Genomic DNA, 18,279 nt, shown 5'->3' on the forward strand with positions numbered 1-18,279 from the left:
GCGATCTCATGCGCAAGGGGCGTCGACTCTCGATCGACGTCGGGGACGCCCGGATCGGGGTCGCCTCCTGCGACCCCGACGGGATTCTCGCCACTCCGGTGGAGACCGTCCCGGGCCGGGACGTCCCCGCCGCGCACCGCCGGTTGCGTCAACTGGTGGAGGAGTACGAACCGATCGAGGTCGTCGTCGGTCTCCCCCGCTCCCTCAAGGGGGGCGAGGGCCCGGCCGCGGTCAAGGTCCGCGCCTTCGCTCAGGAGCTGGCCAAGGGCATCGACCCGGTGCCGGTACGCCTGGTGGACGAGCGGATGACGACCGTGACGGCCAGTCAGGGACTGCGCGCCTCGGGGGTGAAGTCGAAGAAGGGCCGGTCCGTGATCGACCAGGCCGCCGCCGTCATCATTTTGCAGCAGGCCCTGGAATCCGAACGGGTGTCAGGTAAAGCACCCGGCGAAGGCGTCGAAGTGGTCATCTGATCGCGATACGGTAACGTTCCGCGCGATGCGCCGGTGTTCGAACAGCCGGAGCACAGCAAGAGGCGGAACGGAAGCCGGCCCACCTGCCGCGCGACCGTCGGCCTCGCGGCTCTATTGGGGATCGATGACTGAGTATGGCCGGGGCCCAGGCTCCGAACCGTGGCATCCGGAGGACCCGTTGTACGGGGACGGCGGATGGGAAGGGCAGCAGGCCCACGTGGGTCATCAGCCTGCCTACGGCGGCCAGCAGCACCATCCACAGCAGGCGCAGCACGGTGACTGGGGCCAGGAGCAGCAGTCCGGGTACGACCAGCAGCAGTACCAGTACTACGACGAGCAGGGCCGTCTCCACCATGCCGACGGCCAGGGACACCAGCAGTACGACCAGCAGTACGCCGGCCATGCCCAGCAGCAGTACCACCACCAGGGCGGCTGGGACGCGACCGGCGCCCACGGCCATGTCCCGTACCCCGCCGACCCGGGCGACCCCTACGGCCAGCAGCCGATGGCGTACGGCGGCGAACAGCCCGACTTCTACGGCACCGAGGACGCCTATCCGCCGCCGGAGCCGCCCGGTCGCAGGCGTCCCGAGCTGGACCCGCACCCGGACCCCGAGGCCGAGACCGACTGGGACCCGGGCCCCGACCAGGGTGAACACGCGTTCTTCGCGGGTGGCGGCGAGGACGACGAGGACGACTTCGACGACGACCCGAAGGGCCGGCGCGACCGGCGGGGCAAGGGCGCCAAGGGCGGCAAGCCGAAGAAGAAGAGCCGCAACGGCTGCGCCTGCCTGGTGGTCTGCCTGGTATTCGGCGGCGGCCTGGGCACGGTCGGATACTTCGGGTACCACTTCTACCAAAATCGTTTCGGCACGCCCCCCGACTACACGGGCTCCGGTCTCGCCGAGACCGTCACCGTCCAGATCCCCAAGGGTGCGGGCGGCCTGGAGATCGGCCAGTTGCTGGAGAAGGCCGGCGTCGTCAAGAGCGCCGGCGCGTTCGTCTCCGCGCAGAAGCAGACACCCGGCGGCGACAATGTCCAGGCGGGTGCCTATCTGCTGAAGAAACAGATGTCCGCGGCCAGCGCGGTACGGATGATGCTCGACCCGAAGAGCCAGAACAACGTGATCGTCACCCCGGGCGAGCGGGCCGCCGCCGTCTATGTGGCACTCGACAAGAAACTGGAGCTTTCCGCGGGAACCACCAGGAAGGTGGCCCGCGCGGAATACAAGAGCCTCGGTCTGCCCAGTTGGGCGCAGAACAACAGCAAGATCATGGACCCGCTGGAGGGCTTCCTCTATCCGGACACCTATCCCGCGGCGAAGGGCATGAAGCCCGAGGTGATCCTGAAGCAGATGGTCGCCCAGGCCAAGGAGCGGTACGCGGCCTACGGCCTCGCGGCGAAGGCCCAGGCGCTCAACCTGGACAGTCCGTTCCAGCTCATCACGGTCGCGAGCCTGGTCCAGGCCGAGGGCAAGACGCACGACGACTTCCGCAAGATGGCCGAAGTGGTCTACAACCGGCTCAAGCCCACGAACACCGAGACCAACCAGTTGCTGCAGTTCGACTCGACCTTCAACTACCTCAAGGGCCAGAGCAACATCCACATCAGCGAGTCCCAGATCAACAGCAACCGGGACCCGTACAACACCTACACCCAAAAGGGCCTTCCGCCCGGTCCGATCGGAAACCCCGGCCCGGACGCGCTCAAGGCGGCATTGAATCCGACGCACGACGGCTGGATCTATTTCGTGGCGACCGACGGTGTGAACAACACCGAATTCGCCAAGACCTACCAGGAATTCCAGAAACTCAAGGAAAAGTTCAATGCCAGCTCGGGCAATTGACGCCCGCCGGGCCGCCGTGCTCGGTAAGCCCATCGCCCATTCGCTGTCCCCGGTGCTGCACCGGGCGGCGTACGACGAGCTCGGTCTGGCCGGCTGGTCGTACGAGCGCTTCGAGGTCGACGAGGCCGCCCTGCCCGGCTTCCTCGAAGAGCTCGGGCCCGAGTGGGCGGGGCTGTCGCTCACCATGCCGCTGAAGCGGGCGGTCATCCCGCTGGTCGACGAGATCAGTGAGACCGCCGCCTCGGTCGACGCGGTCAACACGCTCGTCCTCACCGAGGACGGCCGTCGCCTCGGCGACAACACCGACATCCCGGGCATGGTCGCCGCCCTGCGCGAGCACGGCATCGAACAGGTCGACTCCGCCGCCGTCCTCGGCGCCGGCGCGACCGCGTCCTCCGCGCTCGCCGCCCTGGCCCGGATCTGCACCGGGGAGGTCGTCGCCTACGTCCGCAGCGAGGCCCGGGCCGCCGAGATGCGGCGCTGGGGCGAGCGCCTCGACGTCGACCTCCGTACCGCCCACTGGTCGGACGCCGCCGAGGCGCTGCACGCCCCCCTGGTGATCGCCACCACCCCCGCCGGCACCACCGACGCGCTCGCCGCCGCCGTACCGGAGCGGCCCGCCGCCCTCTTCGACGTGCTCTACGACCCCTGGCCGACCTCCCTCGCCGCCCGCTGGTCCATGTACGGCGGCGCCGTCGTCGGCGGCCTGGACCTGCTGGTCCACCAAGCGGTACTCCAGGTCGAACAGATGACCGGACGCGCCCCGGCCCCGCTGGAGGCCATGCGGCGGGCCGGGGAGAAGGCGCTCGCCGGGCGCTGAACGCCCTTCTCACACGTCCGCCTGCTGGACCGGCCGCCGGATCCGGGCGGCGGACGTGGGAGGATCGGAGGTGGCGGGCCCGGGCCGCGCACCCGGTCGCGCCGTCGCCGTACGCGAGGATTCGCGTACGCAGGGCAGTACCGGGGCGCGAGCACTGAGGAGCATCGTTGAGCAGGTTGCGTTGGCTGACCGCGGGGGAGTCCCACGGACCCGCGCTTGTCGCGACGCTGGAGGGCCTTCCCGCCGGCGTGCCGATCACCACGGAGATGGTGGCCGATCACCTGGCGCGGCGGCGGCTCGGCTACGGCCGCGGTGCGCGGATGAAGTTCGAGCGGGACGAGGTCACCTTCCTCGGCGGTGTCCGCCACGGCCTCAGCCTCGGTTCCCCGGTTGCGATCATGGTGGGCAACACCGAGTGGCCGAAGTGGGAGCAGGTCATGGCGGCCGACCCGGTGGACCCGGAGATCCTGGCCGGGGTGGCCCGCAACGCCCCGCTGACCCGCCCGCGCCCCGGACACGCCGATCTCGCCGGTATGCAGAAGTACGGCTTCGACGAGGCCCGGCCGATCCTGGAGCGGGCCTCCGCCCGTGAGACGGCGGCGCGGGTCGCGCTCGGCGCGGTGGCACGGTCGTACCTGAAGGAGACCGCGGGCATCGAGATCGTCTCGCACGTGGTCGAGCTGGCCTCCGCCAAGGCCCCCTACGGGGTCTACCCGACCCCGGCGGACGTCGCGCGGCTGGACGAGGACCCGGTGCGCTGCCTGGACGCCGACGCCTCGAAGGCGATGGTCGCGGAGATCGACCAGGCCCACAAGGACGGCGACACGCTCGGCGGCGTGGTCGAGGTGCTGGCGTACGGCGTCCCGGTGGGCCTCGGTTCGCACGTGCACTGGGACCGCAAGCTGGACGCCCGGCTCGCCGCCGCGCTCATGGGCATCCAGGCGATCAAGGGCGTCGAGGTCGGAGACGGCTTCGAGCTGGCGAGGGTGCCGGGCTCCAAGGCGCACGACGAGATCCTCACCACACCCGAGGGCATCAAGCGGGCCTCCGGCCGGGCCGGCGGCACCGAGGGCGGCCTGAGCACGGGCGAGCTGCTGCGCGTCCGCGCCGCGATGAAGCCGATCGCGACCGTGCCGCGGGCGCTGCGGACCGTGGACGTCGCCACGGGCGAGCCCGCGCAGGCGCACCACCAGCGTTCGGACGTGTGTGCCGTGCCGGCGGCCGGCATCGTCGCCGAGGCCATGGTCGCGCTGGTCCTGGCCGACGCGGTGGCCGAGAAGTTCGGTGGCGACAGCGTGCCGGAGACCCGCCGCAACGTGCGGTCGTACCTCGACAACCTCCCGGTCCGATGACCGGCCCCGCCGTCGTCCTGGTCGGTCCGATGGGTGTCGGCAAGTCCACGGTCGGGCAGCTGCTCGCCCAGCGGCTGGACCTCGGCTACCGGGACACCGACGACGACATCGTGGCCGCCGAGGGCCGCAGCATCGCCGAGATCTTCGTCGACGAGGGCGAGGCGGCCTTCCGCGCCGTCGAGAAGCGGGCGGTGCGCCGGGCGCTCACCGAACACGACGGGGTCCTCGCCCTGGGCGGCGGCGCGATCCTCGACGCGGACACCCGCGGCCTGCTCGCCGGGCACCAGGTGGTCTACCTCTCCATGGACGTCGAGGAGGCCGTCAAGCGCACCGGCCTGAACGCGGCCCGCCCGCTGCTCGCGGTCAACCCGCGCAAGCAGTGGCGCGAGCTGATGGAGGCCCGCCGGCACCTGTACGAGGAGGTGGCCACGGCGGTCGTGGCCACCGATGGCCGTACCCCCGAAGAAGTCAGCGAAGTCGCCCTGGACGCACTGGAGTTGAAGGAAGCATGAGCGAGGCAGTGACGCGGATCCAGGTCGGCGGGGCGGCGGGCGGCGAACCGTACGAGGTGCTGGTCGGCCGGCAACTCCTCGGCGAGCTGGGCGCCCTGATCGGTGACCGGGTCAAGCGGGTGGCCGTCATCCACCCCGAGGCGCTCGCCGAGACCGGCGACGCCCTGCGCGCCGACCTGGCCGGCCAGGGCTACGAGGCCGTCGCCGTCCAGGTGCCGAACGCCGAGGAGGCCAAGACCGCCGAGGTCGCCGCCTACTGCTGGAAAGCGCTCGGCCAGTCCGGCTTCACCCGCACCGACGTCATCGTCGGCGTCGGCGGCGGAGCCACCACGGACCTCGCCGGATTCGTGGCCGCGACCTGGCTGCGCGGGGTGCGCTGGATCGCCATCCCGACGACCGTCCTCGCCATGGTGGACGCGGCCGTCGGCGGCAAGACCGGCATCAACACCGCCGAGGGCAAGAACCTGGTCGGTGCCTTCCACCCGCCCGCGGGCGTGCTCTGCGACCTCGCCGCACTGGACTCCCTGCCCGTCAACGACTACGTCTCGGGCCTCGCGGAGATCATCAAGGCCGGTTTCATCGCCGACCCCGCGATCCTGGAACTCATCGAGGCCGACCCCGAGGCCGCCCGCACCCCGGCGGGCCCGCACACGGCCGAGCTGATCGAGCGCTCGATCCGGGTGAAGGCCGAGGTCGTCTCCTCCGACCTGAAGGAAGCGGGCCTCAGGGAGATCCTCAACTACGGCCACACGCTCGGCCACGCCATCGAGAAGAACGAGCGCTACAAGTGGCGGCACGGCGCGGCCGTCTCCGTCGGCATGCACTTCGCCGCCGAACTCGGCCGCCTGGCGGGCCGGTTGGACGACGCGACGGCGGACCGCCACCGCACGATCCTGGAATCCGTGGGCCTGCCGCTGCACTACCGCCACGACCAATGGCCGAGGCTCCTGGAGAACATGAAGGTCGACAAGAAGTCCCGTGGCGACCTGCTGCGCTTCATCGTCCTCGACGGGCTCGCCAAGCCGACCGTGCTGGAAGGCCCGGACCCGGCCGTGCTGCTGGCCGCCTACGGAGAAGTCGGGCAATAGCTCCTGAGCTGCTCCTTCCGTCCGATTCCCGTTGCCCGGACGGGCACTTCGGGCCGCCCCCGGTCGTTTCACCCATGACCGACCGGGGACGGTACCGTTCGGTAGGGAGCGGGGGGAGACCTCCGCTGCCAGCGTCGATCGCCTGTACGAGACGGAGTGGCACCGGATGCAGCACGCAGTGGGGTCTCCGCTGCCGCCGCCCCACCAGCCGGGGCAGGGACCGGGCGTCGGCTGGTCGCCGGCCGCGCACCAGCCGGGAGCCCACCAGGCTTCCGTACCCGTGCCCCCGCCGCCACCGGCGCCGGGCTTCCCCGGGACCGGACCGGGCACCGGCACCCCCTCGGGAGCCGTGCCGCCCGTGCCCCCGCAGCCGCCGGCCCCCCAGCACGCCCCCGCCGCGCCCGCGCCCGACTCCACCGGTCATGTGCCGCTGCCGCCCGGCGGCCCGGTCGGCGTCCCCAGCCCCCCGCCCGCGGCCACCTCCGTCCCGGACCCGACGGCCGTCACCCTGGCGGTGCTCCTCATCGGCCCGGCCGGGGCGGGAAAGACCAGCGTCGCCAAGTACTGGGCGGACCGCCGCCGGGTGCCCACCGCGCACATCAGCCTCGACGACGTCCGCGAATGGGTCCGCTCCGGCTTCGCCGACCCGCAGTCCGGCTGGAACGACAACTCCGAGGCCCAGTACCGCCTGGCCCGCCGCACCTGCGGCTTCGCCGCCCGCAACTTCCTGGCCAACGGGATCTCCTGCGTCATCGACGACGCCGTCTTCCCGGACCGCCCGGTCGTGGGCCTCGGCGGCTGGAAGCGCCACGTCGGCCCCGGCCTGCTGCCGGTCGTCCTCCTCCCGGGCCTGGACATCGTCCTGGAACGCAACGCGGAACGCACCGGCAACCGTCGCCTCACCGACGAGGAGGTGGCCCGCATCCACGGCCGCATGGCCGGCTGGTACGGCTCGGGCCTCCCGATCATCGACAACTCCCAGCTGGACGTCCCGGGCACGGCCCGCGTCCTGGACGACGTCCTGGCCAGGGCGATCGCAAGCCCCCCGAACTGGTAGCCGCGGGATCGCCGTCGACCCCACTCGGCCCTCACCAAACAGCACAAATCCGGCAAAACTCCTACGCTCGTCTCATGTCAGAGGTGTACGCGACCCGCCGAACCCGGTTGAGGGAACGCTGCCAAGCCGGCGGCAGCCCTTCCGCGCTGATCTCCCGCCCCGCCAATGTGCGCTACCTGGCGGGGGCGGCCCCGCAGGGCGCCGTCCTGCTCCTGGGCAGACGCGAGGACCTGCTCGTGTGCCCCGGCCCCCTGGAGGACCGCCCGGCCGAGGGGCGCCCGGACGACGCCCTGCGCGTGCACGTACTGCCCGCGCCGGGGGGCGACGCCGCCGTGGCGGCCGCCGACCTCGCCCAGGAGCAGGGCGCGGACGCGCTCGCCGTGGAGGAACACCACCTCACCGTCTCGCGGCACCGGGCCGTCGCCTCGGTCGCTCCGCGTCTGCGGCTGGCCGACCTCGGCGGCGCCGTGGAGCAGCTGAGGGTGGTGAAGGACGAGGAGGAGATCTCCTGTCTGCGCATCGGCGCCGAGATCGCCGACCAGGCGCTCGGTGAGCTGCTGGAATCCATCCTGGTCGGCCGCACCGAACGGCACCTGGCCCTGGAGCTGGAGCGGCGTCTGGTCGACCACGGGGCCGACGGGCCCGCCTTCGCGACCTCGGTGGCGACGGGACCGAACTCGGGCCGCCGCGGCCACCGGCCCACCGACCGGCGGGTGGAGGAGGGTGACTTCCTGTCCGTCTGCCTCGGTGCGACCTACCGGGGCTACCGCTGCGAGATCGGCCGTACGTTCGTCATCGGCACCTCGCCGGCCGACTGGCAGATCGAGCTGTACGACCTCGTCTTCGCCGCTCAACGTGCCGGACGGGAGATGCTGGCGCCCGGCGCCGCCTACCGTGACGTGGACCGCGCGGCCCGGCAGGCACTGGACTCCGCCGGGTACGCGCAGGGCCTCCCGCCGCTCACCGGACACGGCGTGGGACTCGAAATCGACGAGGACCCGCAGTTGGCCCCCTCGGCCATGGGTAAACTGGACGCTTGCGTGCCGGTCACCGTCGAACCGGGGGTCCACCTCCCGGGCCGGGGCGGTGTCCGGATCGATGACACGCTCGTCGTCCGCCCCGAGGCGGACGGCGGACCCGAGCTACTCACCATCACGACCAAGGAGCTGCTCGCGCTGTAGGAGTGCGTGCCCCGGGGTCGTCCACGTCAGTCCAGGAGATTCCGCAACCGTGGCTTCCACGAACGACCTCAAGAACGGCCTGGTGCTCAAGCTCGAAGGCGGCCAGCTCTGGTCCGTCGTCGAGTTCCAGCACGTCAAGCCCGGCAAGGGCCCGGCATTCGTGCGCACCAAGCTCAAGAACGTGCTGTCCGGCAAGGTGGTCGACAAGACCTTCAACGCCGGCGTCAAGGTCGAGACGGCCACTGTCGACAAGCGCGACATGCAGTTCTCGTACATGGACGGCGAGTACTTCGTCTTCATGGACATGGAGACGTACGACCAGCTGATGGTCGACCGCAAGGCCGTCGGCGACGCCGCCAACTTCCTGATCGAGGGCTTCACCGCCACCGTCGCCCAGCACGAGGGCGAGGTGCTCTTCGTCGAGCTGCCGGCCGCCGTCGAGCTGGTCGTGCAGGAGACCGAGCCGGGCGTGCAGGGCGACCGCTCCACCGGTGGCACCAAGCCCGCCACCCTGGAGACCGGCCACCAGATCCAGGTCCCGCTCTTCATCACCACCGGTGAGAAGATCAAGGTCGACACCCGTACGAGCGACTACCTCGGTCGGGTGAACAGCTAACCGTGGCTGCCCGCAACACGGCCCGCAAGCGCGCCTTTCAGATCCTCTTCGAGGGCGACCAGCGCGGCGTGGACGTCCTGACGGTCCTCGCGGACTGGATCCGGCTCTCCCGGACCGACACCCGGCAGCCGCCGGTGAGCGAGTACACGATGCAGCTGGTCGAGGGCTACGCCGAGCACGTCAAGCGCATCGACGAGCTGATCGCCCAGTACGCGGTGGGCTGGACGCTCGACCGGATGCCCGTCGTCGACCGCAACCTCCTGCGCCTGGGCGCCTACGAGCTGATCTGGGTCGACGAGACCCCGGACGCCGTCGTCCTGGACGAGGCGGTGCAGCTGGCGAAGGAGTTCTCCACGGACGAGTCTCCCGCCTTCGTCAACGGCCTCCTGGGCCGCTTGAAGGAGCTGAAGCCGTCGCTGCGCCGGGACGAGGCGTAAGCCGGCAGCGCAGGGCGTGAGCCGGTAATACAGGTCGAACCGACGCCGGGGCGGCCGGGACCGTGAGGGTCCCGGCCGCCCCGGCGGCACGTTTCTGCTGAGTCCTCGCCGAGCCCTCGGAGGGCTCAGCCCTCCTCGTGGGTGGCCACGGCGCGGCGCGCGTCCGCGTCCAGCACGCCCCAGCTGATCAGCTGCTCGGTGAGGACCGAGGGCGACTGGTCGTAGATGACGGCGAGGGTGCGCAGGTCGTCCTGGCGGATGGAGAGCACCTTGCCGTTGTAGTCCCCGCGCTGCGACTGGATCGTCGCCGCGTACCGCTGCAGCGGGCCCGCCTTCTCGGCCGGCACCGTGGCCAGCCGCTCCAGGTCGAGGACCAGCTTCGGCGGCGGCTCGGCGGCGCCGCCGGGGGTGGTGCCCGGCAGCAGCTCCTGCACGGGAACGCCATAGAAATCGGCCAGCTCGGCAAGGCGCTGCACGGTCACGGCGCGGTCACCGCGCTCGTACGAACCGACCACCACGGCCTTCCAGCGCCCCTGGGACTTCTCCTCGACACCGTGGAGGGAAAGGCCCTGCTGGGTGCGGATGGCCCGGAGCTTGGCCCCGAGCTGTTTGGCGTATTCGCTGGACATATGGCTCCCCGGACACTGTGTCGACGCGGCTGGCTTTGTTTCCACGCCGCGCGGCTGGTAACTCACTGTGAGGTTACGCAGCGTGACTCTGGTGCGTCAAGCCGAATGGTCCACACCGACTCTTCCGTGGTAGTGACGGTCGCTTACGCCAACCGGGTGATCAGGGGCGTCGTGGCGACCTGCTAGGGTGGATGGCGCAAATCCGACGTCCTTTAAGGTCCGTCCCGTGAGGCGGAGAAGGAGGTCCGTTTCGTATGGACACGCAGCACTCCGATGCCCGGCCCGTTCTCGAAGGTCCCGACATCGCGCGGGTTCTGACCCGCATCGCCCACGAGATCGTCGAGCGCGCCAAGGGCGCCGACGACGTGGTGCTCCTCGGCATTCCGACCCGGGGCGTCTTCCTCGCCCAGCGGCTCGCCGCCAAGCTGGAGCAGATCACCGACCGCAAGATGCCCGTCGGCTCCCTCGACATCACCATGTACCGCGACGACCTGCGCATGCACCCGCCGCGTGCGCTGGCCCGCACCGAGATCCCCGGTGACGGCATCGACGACAGGCTGGTCGTCCTCGTGGACGACGTGCTCTTCTCCGGCCGCACGATCCGCGCCGCCCTCGACGCCCTGAACGACATCGGGCGCCCGCGCGCGGTCCAGCTCGCGGTCCTCGTCGACCGCGGCCACCGCGAACTGCCCATCCGCGCCGACTACGTCGGCAAGAACCTCCCCACGTCGCTGCGGGAGACGGTCAAGGTCCAGCTCGCCGAGGAGGACGGTCGCGACACCGTGCTGCTCGGCGCGAAGCCGGCCGCCCCGGGCGAGCAGCAGTAGCGCTCCGGCGTACGGCGCCGCCGTACGCCCGCAGGGTGCGCCCCCGCGCGCCTTCTGCCCGGAATCTCCCCATACCTGAACTGCCTTACGGAGCCTGACAGATGCAGCGTCATCTCATCTCGGCCGCCGACCTGACCCGCGACGACGCCGTCCTGATCCTCGACACCGCCGAGGAGATGGCCCGGGTCGCCGACCGGCCGATCAAGAAGCTGCCGACCCTGCGCGGCCGCACGATCGTCAACCTCTTCTTCGAGGACTCCACCCGCACCCGGATCTCCTTCGAGGCCGCCGAGAAGCGGCTGTCCGCGGACGTCATCAACTTCTCCGCCAAGGGGTCGAGCGTCTCCAAGGGCGAGTCCCTGAAGGACACCGCGCAGACCCTGGAGGCGATGGGCGTCGACGCCGTCGTCATCCGGCACGGCGCCTCCGGAGCCCCCTACCGGCTGGCCAACTCCGGCTGGATCGACGCAGCCGTCGTCAACGCGGGCGACGGCACCCACCAGCACCCCACGCAGGCCCTGCTGGACGCCTTCACCATGCGCCGGCGCCTGGTCGGCCGGGACGCCGGTCTCGGCCACGACCTCGGCGGCAAGCGCATCACCATCGTCGGCGACGTCCTGCACAGCCGGGTCGCCCGCTCCAACGTCGATCTGCTGCACACCCTCGGCGCCGAGGTCACCCTGGTCGCCCCGCCCACCCTGGTGCCGGTCGGCGTCGGCAGCTGGCCCTGCGAGGTGTCGTACGACCTCGACAGCACACTGCCGAAGTCCGACGCCGTGATGATGCTCCGCGTGCAGCGCGAGCGCATGAACGCCGCCTTCTTCCCCACCGAGCGGGAGTACTCGCGGCGCTACGGCCTCGACGGCGACCGCATGGCGAAGATGCCCGAGCACGCCATCGTGATGCACCCCGGCCCGATGGTCCGCGGCATGGAGATCACCGCCGAGGTCGCCGACTCCGAGCGCTGCACCGTCGTCGAGCAGGTGGCCAACGGCGTCTCGATCCGGATGGCCGTGCTGTACCTGCTGCTGGGCGGCAACGAACCCGCCGTCACCCACGCCCGTACCACCGAGGAGAAGTAAGAAGCATGAGCAAGATCCTGATCCGTGGTGCGAAGGTGCTCGGCGGCGAGCCGCAGGACGTGCTGATCGACGGCGGGACCATCGCCGAGGTGGGCGTCGGGCTCCGCGCCGAGGGCGCCGAGGTCGTCGAGGCCGGCGGCAAGGTGCTGCTGCCGGGCCTGGTCGACCTGCACACCCACCTGCGGGAGCCGGGCCGCGAGGACTCCGAGACCGTCCTGACCGGCACGCGCGCGGCGGCGAGCGGCGGCTACACGGCCGTGTTCGCCATGGCCAACACCTTCCCGGTCGCCGACACGGCCGGCGTCGTCGAGCAGGTCTACCGGCTGGGCCGGGAGCACGGCTACTGCGACGTGCAGCCCATCGGCGCCGTCACGGTCGGCCTGGAGGGCAGGAAGCTCGCCGAGCTGGGCGCGATGCACGAGTCGGCCGCCGGGGTCACCGTCTTCTCCGACGACGGCAAGTGCGTCGACGACGCCGTGATCATGCGGCGCGCGCTGGAGTACGTGAAGGCCTTCGGCGGGGTCGTCGCCCAGCACGCGCAGGAGCCGCGGCTGACCGAGGGCGCCCAGATGAACGAGGGCGTCGTCTCGGCCGAGCTGGGGCTGGGCGGCTGGCCCGCGGTGGCCGAGGAGTCGGTCATCGCCCGGGACGTCCTGCTCGCCGAGCACGTCGGCTCCCGCGTCCACATCTGCCATCTGTCGACCGCCGGCTCCGTGGAGATCGTGCGCTGGGCCAAGTCCCGGGGCATCGACGTCACCGCCGAGGTCACCCCGCACCACCTCCTGCTCACCGACGAGCTGGTGCGCACGTACAACCCGGTCTACAAGGTGAACCCGCCGCTGCGCACCGAGCGGGACGTGCTCGCCCTGCGCGAGGCGCTCGCCGACGGCACGATCGACATCGTCGCCACCGACCACGCCCCGCACCCGCACGAGGACAAGGACTGCGAGTGGGCAGCGGCCGCCATGGGCATGGTCGGCCTGGAGACCGCGTTGTCCGTGGTCCAGGCGACCATGGTGGAGACGGGCCTGCTGGACTGGGCCCAGGTCGCCGAGCGCATGTCGTTCAGGCCCGCCGCGATCGGCGGGGCCACCGGCCACGGCCGTCCCGTCTCGGCTGGTGAGCCCGCCAACCTCACGCTCGTCGACACGGAATACCGTGGGCAGGTGGACCCCGCGGGCTTCGCCTCGCGCAGCCGCAACACTCCGTACGAGGGGCGTGAGCTGCCGGGCCGTGTCACCCACACGTGGCTCCGGGGCAAGGCCACGCTCGTCGACGGGAAGCTGACGTGACACCTGTAATCCTGCTGGCCGCCGAGAAGAAGTCGGCCGAGGTCACCGACTGGGCCGCGCGCATCGGCTGGCTCGTCGGCCTGGCCCTCTTCGTCGCGCTCGTCTACTGGCTGATGCGCGAGGGCTGGAAGTGGCGGGGCACGCTCCAGGGCGACCTGCCCGAGCTGCCCACCGCGCCGGCCGACCCGGGTCCGGCCAGACTGACCCTGAGCGGCCGCTACCACGGCTCCACCACCGCCGGGCAGTGGCTGGACCGCATCGTGGCCCACGGCCTCGGCACCCGCAGCCGGGTCCGGCTCACCCTGACGGACGCGGGCCTGGACGTCGTACGCCCCGGGGCGAGCGACTTCTTCGTCCCCACCGCCGCACTGCGCGAGGCCCGGCTCGACAAGGGCATCGCCGGCAAGGTCCTCACCGAGGGCGGACTGCTGGTGGTGACCTGGGCGCACGGCGACAAGCTGCTCGACTCCGGCTTCCGCTCCGACCACGCGGCCGAGCACCACGCGTGGGTCGACGCCGTCAACTCCATGATCAATACAACCACCACGGAAGGCGCCGAACGATGACGACCTCCACCAGGGGAAGCTCCTCCCACCGGAACAGGGCGCTTCCCGCCGTACTCGTCCTGGAGGACGGCCGCAGCTTCCGCGGCCGCGCCTACGGGGCCGTGGGGGAGACCTTCGGCGAGGCCGTGTTCTCCACCGGTATGACCGGCTACCAGGAGACCCTCACCGACCCGTCGTACGACCGGCAGATCGTCGTCGCGACCGCCCCGCAGATCGGCAACACCGGCTGGAACGACGAGGACGACGAGTCCCAGCGCATCTGGGTCTCCGGCTACGTCGTGCGCGACCCCGCGCGCGTGCCGTCCAACTGGCGGGCCAAGCGCTCCCTGGACGACGAGCTGGTCGCGCAGAACGTCGTCGGGATCTCCGGCATCGACACGCGTGCGCTCACCCGCCATCTGCGCGAGCGCGGCTCCATGCGGGCCGGGATCTTCTCCGGCGAGGCGATCCCCGCCGAGGCCGAGCTGCTCGCCCGCGTCCAGGCCCAGCCGCACATGAAGGGCGCGAGCCTCTACGAGGAGGTGGCGACGAAGGAGGCCTACGTCGTCCCCGCCATCGGTGAGAAGAAGTTCACCGTCGCCGCCGTCGACCTCGGCATCAAGGGCATGACCCCGCACCGCATGGCCGAGCGCGGCATCGAGGTGCACGTGCTGCCCGCCACCGCCACGGCGGAGGAGGTGTACGCCGTCGGCCCGGACGGGGTGTTCTTCTCCAACGGTCCCGGCGACCCGGCCACCGCCGACGGTCCGGTCGCGCTGATGACGGCCGTCCTGGAGCGGAAGACGCCGCTGTTCGGCATCTGCTTCGGCAACCAGATCCTCGGGCGCGCCCTCGGCTTCGGCACCTACAAGCTGAAGTACGGCCACCGGGGCATCAACCAGCCGGTCCAGGACCGGACGACCGGCAAGGTCGAGGTCACCGCGCACAACCACGGGTTCGCCGTGGACGCGCCGCTCGACCAGGTGAGCGAGACGCGGTTCGGGCGCGCCGAGGTCTCCCACGTGTGCCTGAACGACGACGTCGTGGAGGGGCTGCAGCTGCTCGACCAGCCGGCCTTCTCCGTCCAGTACCACCCCGAAGCGGCGGCCGGCCCGCACGACGCCGCCTACCTGTTCGACCGCTTCGTATCTTTGATGGAGGGCCAGCGTGCCTAAGCGCACCGATATCCAGTCCGTCCTGGTCATCGGCTCCGGCCCGATCGTCATCGGCCAGGCCGCCGAGTTCGACTACTCCGGCACCCAGGCGTGCCGCGTCCTGCGCGCCGAGGGGCTGCGCGTCGTCCTCGTCAACTCCAACCCCGCGACGATCATGACCGACCCGGAGATCGCCGACGCCACCTACGTCGAGCCGATCACCCCCGAGTTCGTCGAGAAGATCATCGCCAAGGAGCGCCCGGACGCGCTGCTGCCCACCCTCGGCGGTCAGACGGCGCTCAACACGGCCATCTCGCTGCACGCGGCCGGCACCCTCGACAAGTACGGCGTCGAACTGATCGGCGCCAACGTCGAGGCCATCAACAAGGGCGAGGACCGCGACCTGTTCAAGGACGTCGTCGAGGAGGTCCGCAAGAAGATCGGGCACGGCGAGTCGGCCCGCTCGGTCATCTGCCACTCGATGGACGACGTGCTCCAGGGTGTCGAGACGCTCGGCGGCTACCCGGTCGTCGTCCGCCCCTCCTTCACCATGGGCGGCGCCGGCTCCGGCTTCGCGCACGACGAGGAGGAGCTGCGCCGCATCGCCGGGCAGGGCCTCACGCTCTCACCGACCACCGAGGTGCTCCTGGAGGAGTCCATCCTCGGCTGGAAGGAGTACGAGCTGGAGCTGATGCGCGACAAGAACGACAACGTCGTGGTCGTCTGCTCCATCGAGAACTTCGACCCGATGGGCGTGCACACCGGCGACTCGATCACCGTCGCCCCGGCGATGACGCTCACCGACCGCGAGTACCAGGTCCTGCGCGACATCGGCATCGCCGTGATCCGCGAGGTCGGGGTCGACACCGGTGGCTGCAACATCCAGTTCGCGGTGAACCCCGAGGACGGCCGAGTGATCGTCATCGAGATGAACCCGCGCGTCTCGCGGTCCTCGGCACTCGCCTCCAAGGCCACCGGCTTCCCGATCGCGAAGATCGCGGCGAAGCTCGCGGTCGGCTACACACTGGACGAGATCCCCAACGACATCACGCAGGAGACGCCGGCCTCCTTCGAGCCGACCCTCGACTACGTGGTGGTCAAGGCCCCTCGATTCGCGTTCGAGAAGTTCCCCCAGGCTGACTCCACGCTGACCACCACCATGAAGTCGGTCGGCGAGGCGATGGCCATCGGCCGCAACTTCACCGAGGCCTTCCAGAAGGCGCTGCGCTCGCTGGAGAAGAAGGGCAGCCAGTTCACCTTCGTCGGCGAGACCGGCGGCAAGGACCAGCTGCTGCGCGAGGCCGTCCGGCCCACCGACGGCCGGATCAACACGGTCATGCAGGCCATCCGCGCGGGCGCCACGCCCGAGGAGGTCTTCGAGTTCACCAAGATCGACCCCTGGTTCGTCGACCAGCTGTTCCTCATCAAGGAGACCGCCGACGAGCTGGCCGAGGCGCCCGAGCTGACCCGCGAGCTGCTCGCCGAGGCCAAGCGGCACGGCTTCTCCGACCAGCAGGTCGCCGAGATCCGCGGACTGCGCGAGGACGTCGTGCGCGAGGTCCGGCACGCGCTGGGCATCCGGCCCGTCTACAAGACGGTCGACACCTGCGCCGCCGAGTTCGCCGCGAAGACGCCGTACTTCTATTCCTCCTACGACGAGGAGACCGAGGTCGCGCGCCGCGAGAAGCCCGCGGTGATCATCCTGGGCTCCGGTCCCAACCGGATCGGCCAGGGCATCGAGTTCGACTACTCCTGCGTCCACGCCTCCTTCGCGCTGAGCGAGGCCGGCTACGAGACCGTGATGGTCAACTGCAACCCGGAGACCGTCTCCACGGACTACGACACCTCCGACCGCCTGTACTTCGAGCCGCTGACGCTGGAGGACGTGCTGGAGATCGTCCACGCCGAGCAGCAGGCGGGCCCGGTGGCGGGCGTGGTCGTCCAGCTGGGCGGACAGACCCCGCTCGGGCTGTCGCAGGCGCTCAAGGACAACGGCGTGCCGATCGTGGGCACCTCGCCGGAGGCCATCCACGCCGCCGAGGACCGCGGCGCCTTCGGGCGCGTGCTCGCCGAGGCGGGCCTGCCGGCCCCCAAGCACGGCACCGCCACCACCTTCGCCGAGGCCAAGGCCATCGCCGACGAGATCGGCTACCCGGTCCTCGTCCGGCCCTCGTACGTCCTCGGCGGACGCGGCATGGAGATCGTCTACGACGAGACCCGGCTGTCCTCCTACATCGCCGAGTCGACCGAGATCAGCCCCTCCCGGCCGGTCCTCGTCGACCGCTTCCTCGACGACGCGATCGAGATCGACGTCGACGCCCTCTACGACGGCGAGGAGCTGTACCTCGGCGGTGTCATGGAGCACATCGAGGAGGCCGGCATCCACTCCGGCGACTCGGCGTGCGCGCTGCCGCCGATCACCCTGGGCGGCTTCGACATCAAGCGGCTGCGGGCCTCCACCGAGGCCATCGCCCGAGGCGTCGGGGTGCGCGGCCTGATCAACATCCAGTTCGCGATGGCCGGCGACATCCTCTACGTCCTGGAGGCCAACCCGCGCGCCTCCCGTACGGTCCCCTTCACCTCGAAGGCGACCGCGGTGCCGCTCGCCAAGGCCGCCGCCCGGATCTCGCTGGGCGCCACCGTCGCCGAACTGCGCGCCGAGGGGCTGCTCCCGGCGAACGGCGACGGCGGCGAGCTGCCGCTGGACGCGCCGATCTCCGTCAAGGAGGCGGTCATGCCGTGGTCGCGCTTCCGGGACATCCAGGGGCGGGGCGTCGACACGGTCCTCGGCCCGGAGATGCGCTCCACCGGCGAGGTCATGGGCATCGACTCGGTCTTCGGCACGGCGTACGCCAAGTCGCAGGCCGGCGCCTACGGCCCGCTGCCCACCAAGGGCCGCGCGTTCATCTCGGTCGCCAACCGCGACAAGCGCTCGATGATCTTCCCGGCGCGCGAGCTGGTCGCCCACGGCTTCAAGCTGCTCGCCACCTCCGGCACGGCCGAGGTCCTCAAGCGCAACGGCATCAACGCCACCGTCGTGCGCAAGCAGTCCGAGGGCACGGGCCCGAACGGCGAGCGGACCATCGTCCAGCTCATCCACGACGGCGAGGTCGACCTCATCGTCAACACCCCGTACGGCACCGGCGGCCGCCTCGACGGCTACGAGATCCGTACGGCGGCCGTGGCGCGATCGGTGCCCTGTCTGACGACGGTCCAGGCGCTCGCCGCCGCCGTCCAGGGCATCGACGCCCTCAACCACGGCGGAGTGGGCGTGCGATCGCTCCAGGAACACGCGGAACACCTGACCGCGGCCCGCGACTAGCAGCCGACGAGGGGGACACCGGAAACGGTGTCCCCCTCGTCGGTGT

17 protein-coding genes are annotated in these 18,279 nt (G+C 71.0%); 16 read left to right on the forward strand and 1 reads right to left on the reverse strand.

The genetic code is table 11. The features are described 5' to 3' along the window. Positions 1 to 8 precede the first annotated feature (8 nt). The 10 genes from ruvX to nusB all read left to right on the forward strand — a co-directional run bounded on the left by ruvX (position 9) and on the right by nusB (position 9,382). Positions 9 to 473, forward strand: a complete 465-nt coding sequence (gene ruvX / locus ACFYMM_RS24210) for a Holliday junction resolvase RuvX (protein WP_388389879.1) — start codon at positions 9 to 11, stop codon at positions 471 to 473. Between the two features lie 124 nt (positions 474 to 597). Then, on the forward strand, positions 598 to 2,319 hold the full coding sequence (gene mltG, locus ACFYMM_RS24215) for an endolytic transglycosylase MltG (protein WP_388389881.1): 1,722 nt from the start codon (positions 598 to 600) through the stop codon (positions 2,317 to 2,319). Then, entirely contained in the window at positions 2,300 to 3,139 is an 840-nt protein-coding gene (locus tag ACFYMM_RS24220) for a shikimate dehydrogenase (protein WP_388389883.1), read from the forward strand. The genes mltG and ACFYMM_RS24220 overlap by 20 nt, the downstream gene beginning before the upstream one ends. A 167-nt stretch (positions 3,140 to 3,306) precedes the next feature. Next, complete coding sequence (aroC, locus tag ACFYMM_RS24225) at positions 3,307 to 4,491, forward strand: chorismate synthase (protein WP_388389884.1); 1,185 nt, start codon at positions 3,307 to 3,309, stop codon at positions 4,489 to 4,491. Beyond that, positions 4,488 to 5,003, forward strand: coding sequence for a shikimate kinase (locus ACFYMM_RS24230; protein WP_388389885.1), 516 nt, complete (start codon positions 4,488 to 4,490; stop codon positions 5,001 to 5,003). Before aroC ends, ACFYMM_RS24230 begins: the two co-directional genes overlap by 4 nt. Continuing rightward, positions 5,000 to 6,091, forward strand: a complete 1,092-nt coding sequence (gene aroB, locus ACFYMM_RS24235; protein WP_388389886.1) for a 3-dehydroquinate synthase — start codon at positions 5,000 to 5,002, stop codon at positions 6,089 to 6,091. Before ACFYMM_RS24230 ends, aroB begins: the two co-directional genes overlap by 4 nt. 166 nt (positions 6,092 to 6,257) lie before the next feature. Then, positions 6,258 to 7,148, forward strand: coding sequence for a Pro-rich N-terminal domain-containing protein (locus ACFYMM_RS24240; RefSeq protein ID WP_388389888.1), 891 nt, complete (start codon positions 6,258 to 6,260; stop codon positions 7,146 to 7,148). Positions 7,149 to 7,222: 74 nt separating this feature from the next. Continuing rightward, the gene (locus tag ACFYMM_RS24245) at positions 7,223 to 8,329 is read left to right on the forward strand and encodes an aminopeptidase P family protein (protein ID WP_388389890.1); all 1,107 of its coding nucleotides are present in this window, start codon (positions 7,223 to 7,225) and stop codon (positions 8,327 to 8,329) included. 49 nt (positions 8,330 to 8,378) lie between these two features. Then, a complete protein-coding gene (efp, locus tag ACFYMM_RS24250) occupies positions 8,379 to 8,945 on the forward strand; it encodes an elongation factor P (RefSeq protein WP_037742222.1) in 567 nt (188 codons plus the stop codon). Between the two features lie 2 nt (positions 8,946 to 8,947). Next, the gene (nusB, locus tag ACFYMM_RS24255; RefSeq protein WP_388389892.1) at positions 8,948 to 9,382 is read left to right on the forward strand and encodes a transcription antitermination factor NusB; all 435 of its coding nucleotides are present in this window, start codon (positions 8,948 to 8,950) and stop codon (positions 9,380 to 9,382) included. Positions 9,383 to 9,507: 125 nt separating this feature from the next. On the opposite strand, the gene bldD is transcribed toward nusB, so the two are convergent. Continuing rightward, complete coding sequence (gene bldD, locus ACFYMM_RS24260) at positions 9,508 to 10,011, reverse strand: transcriptional regulator BldD (RefSeq protein WP_010046440.1); 504 nt, start codon at positions 10,009 to 10,011, stop codon at positions 9,508 to 9,510. A 254-nt stretch (positions 10,012 to 10,265) separates the two neighbouring features. Here bldD and pyrR point away from each other — a divergent pair, with 254 nt between their 5' ends. The 6 genes from pyrR (at position 10,266) to carB (ending at position 18,233) form a co-directional block, all read left to right on the forward strand. After that, positions 10,266 to 10,838 carry a bifunctional pyr operon transcriptional regulator/uracil phosphoribosyltransferase PyrR gene (pyrR, locus tag ACFYMM_RS24265; RefSeq protein ID WP_388389894.1) on the forward strand — a complete coding sequence of 191 codons (573 nt, stop codon included), beginning with the start codon at positions 10,266 to 10,268 and terminating at the stop codon, positions 10,836 to 10,838. A gap of 101 nt (positions 10,839 to 10,939) precedes the next feature. Beyond that, complete coding sequence (locus ACFYMM_RS24270; protein ID WP_388389896.1) at positions 10,940 to 11,920, forward strand: aspartate carbamoyltransferase catalytic subunit; 981 nt, start codon at positions 10,940 to 10,942, stop codon at positions 11,918 to 11,920. A 5-nt stretch (positions 11,921 to 11,925) separates the two neighbouring features. After that, entirely contained in the window at positions 11,926 to 13,212 is a 1,287-nt protein-coding gene (locus tag ACFYMM_RS24275; protein WP_388389898.1) for a dihydroorotase, read from the forward strand. Next, the gene (locus tag ACFYMM_RS24280) at positions 13,209 to 13,778 is read left to right on the forward strand and encodes a hypothetical protein (RefSeq protein WP_388389900.1); all 570 of its coding nucleotides are present in this window, start codon (positions 13,209 to 13,211) and stop codon (positions 13,776 to 13,778) included. Before ACFYMM_RS24275 ends, ACFYMM_RS24280 begins: the two co-directional genes overlap by 4 nt. Beyond that, positions 13,775 to 14,932, forward strand: coding sequence for a glutamine-hydrolyzing carbamoyl-phosphate synthase small subunit (gene carA, locus ACFYMM_RS24285; RefSeq protein ID WP_388389902.1), 1,158 nt, complete (start codon positions 13,775 to 13,777; stop codon positions 14,930 to 14,932). Before ACFYMM_RS24280 ends, carA begins: the two co-directional genes overlap by 4 nt. Beyond that, positions 14,925 to 18,233, forward strand: a complete 3,309-nt coding sequence (gene carB / locus ACFYMM_RS24290) for a carbamoyl-phosphate synthase large subunit (protein WP_388389904.1) — start codon at positions 14,925 to 14,927, stop codon at positions 18,231 to 18,233. The genes carA and carB overlap by 8 nt, the downstream gene beginning before the upstream one ends. Positions 18,234 to 18,279 lie beyond the last annotated feature (46 nt).

This window comes from Streptomyces sp. NPDC006739, from assembly GCF_042869815.1.
Lineage (GTDB): Bacteria > Actinomycetota > Actinomycetes > Streptomycetales > Streptomycetaceae > Streptomyces.

What these genes read in the sequence shown, in the direction of transcription:
- ruvX (WP_388389879.1), top strand. Translation starts at nt 9, where the DNA reads ATGCGCAAGGGGCGTCGACTCTCGATCGACGTCGGGGACGCCCGGATC.
- mltG (WP_388389881.1), top strand. Translation starts at nt 598, where the DNA reads ATGACTGAGTATGGCCGGGGCCCAGGCTCCGAACCGTGGCATCCGGAG.
- ACFYMM_RS24220 (WP_388389883.1), top strand. Translation starts at nt 2,300, where the DNA reads ATGCCAGCTCGGGCAATTGACGCCCGCCGGGCCGCCGTGCTCGGTAAG.
- ACFYMM_RS24230 (WP_388389885.1), top strand. Translation starts at nt 4,488, where the DNA reads ATGACCGGCCCCGCCGTCGTCCTGGTCGGTCCGATGGGTGTCGGCAAG.
- aroB (WP_388389886.1), top strand. Translation starts at nt 5,000, where the DNA reads ATGAGCGAGGCAGTGACGCGGATCCAGGTCGGCGGGGCGGCGGGCGGC.
- ACFYMM_RS24240 (WP_388389888.1), top strand. Translation starts at nt 6,258, where the DNA reads ATGCAGCACGCAGTGGGGTCTCCGCTGCCGCCGCCCCACCAGCCGGGG.
- ACFYMM_RS24245 (WP_388389890.1), top strand. Translation starts at nt 7,223, where the DNA reads ATGTCAGAGGTGTACGCGACCCGCCGAACCCGGTTGAGGGAACGCTGC.
- bldD (WP_010046440.1), bottom strand. Translation starts at nt 10,011, where the DNA reads ATGTCCAGCGAATACGCCAAACAGCTCGGGGCCAAGCTCCGGGCCATC.
- pyrR (WP_388389894.1), top strand. Translation starts at nt 10,266, where the DNA reads ATGGACACGCAGCACTCCGATGCCCGGCCCGTTCTCGAAGGTCCCGAC.
- ACFYMM_RS24270 (WP_388389896.1), top strand. Translation starts at nt 10,940, where the DNA reads ATGCAGCGTCATCTCATCTCGGCCGCCGACCTGACCCGCGACGACGCC.
- ACFYMM_RS24275 (WP_388389898.1), top strand. Translation starts at nt 11,926, where the DNA reads ATGAGCAAGATCCTGATCCGTGGTGCGAAGGTGCTCGGCGGCGAGCCG.
- carA (WP_388389902.1), top strand. Translation starts at nt 13,775, where the DNA reads ATGACGACCTCCACCAGGGGAAGCTCCTCCCACCGGAACAGGGCGCTT.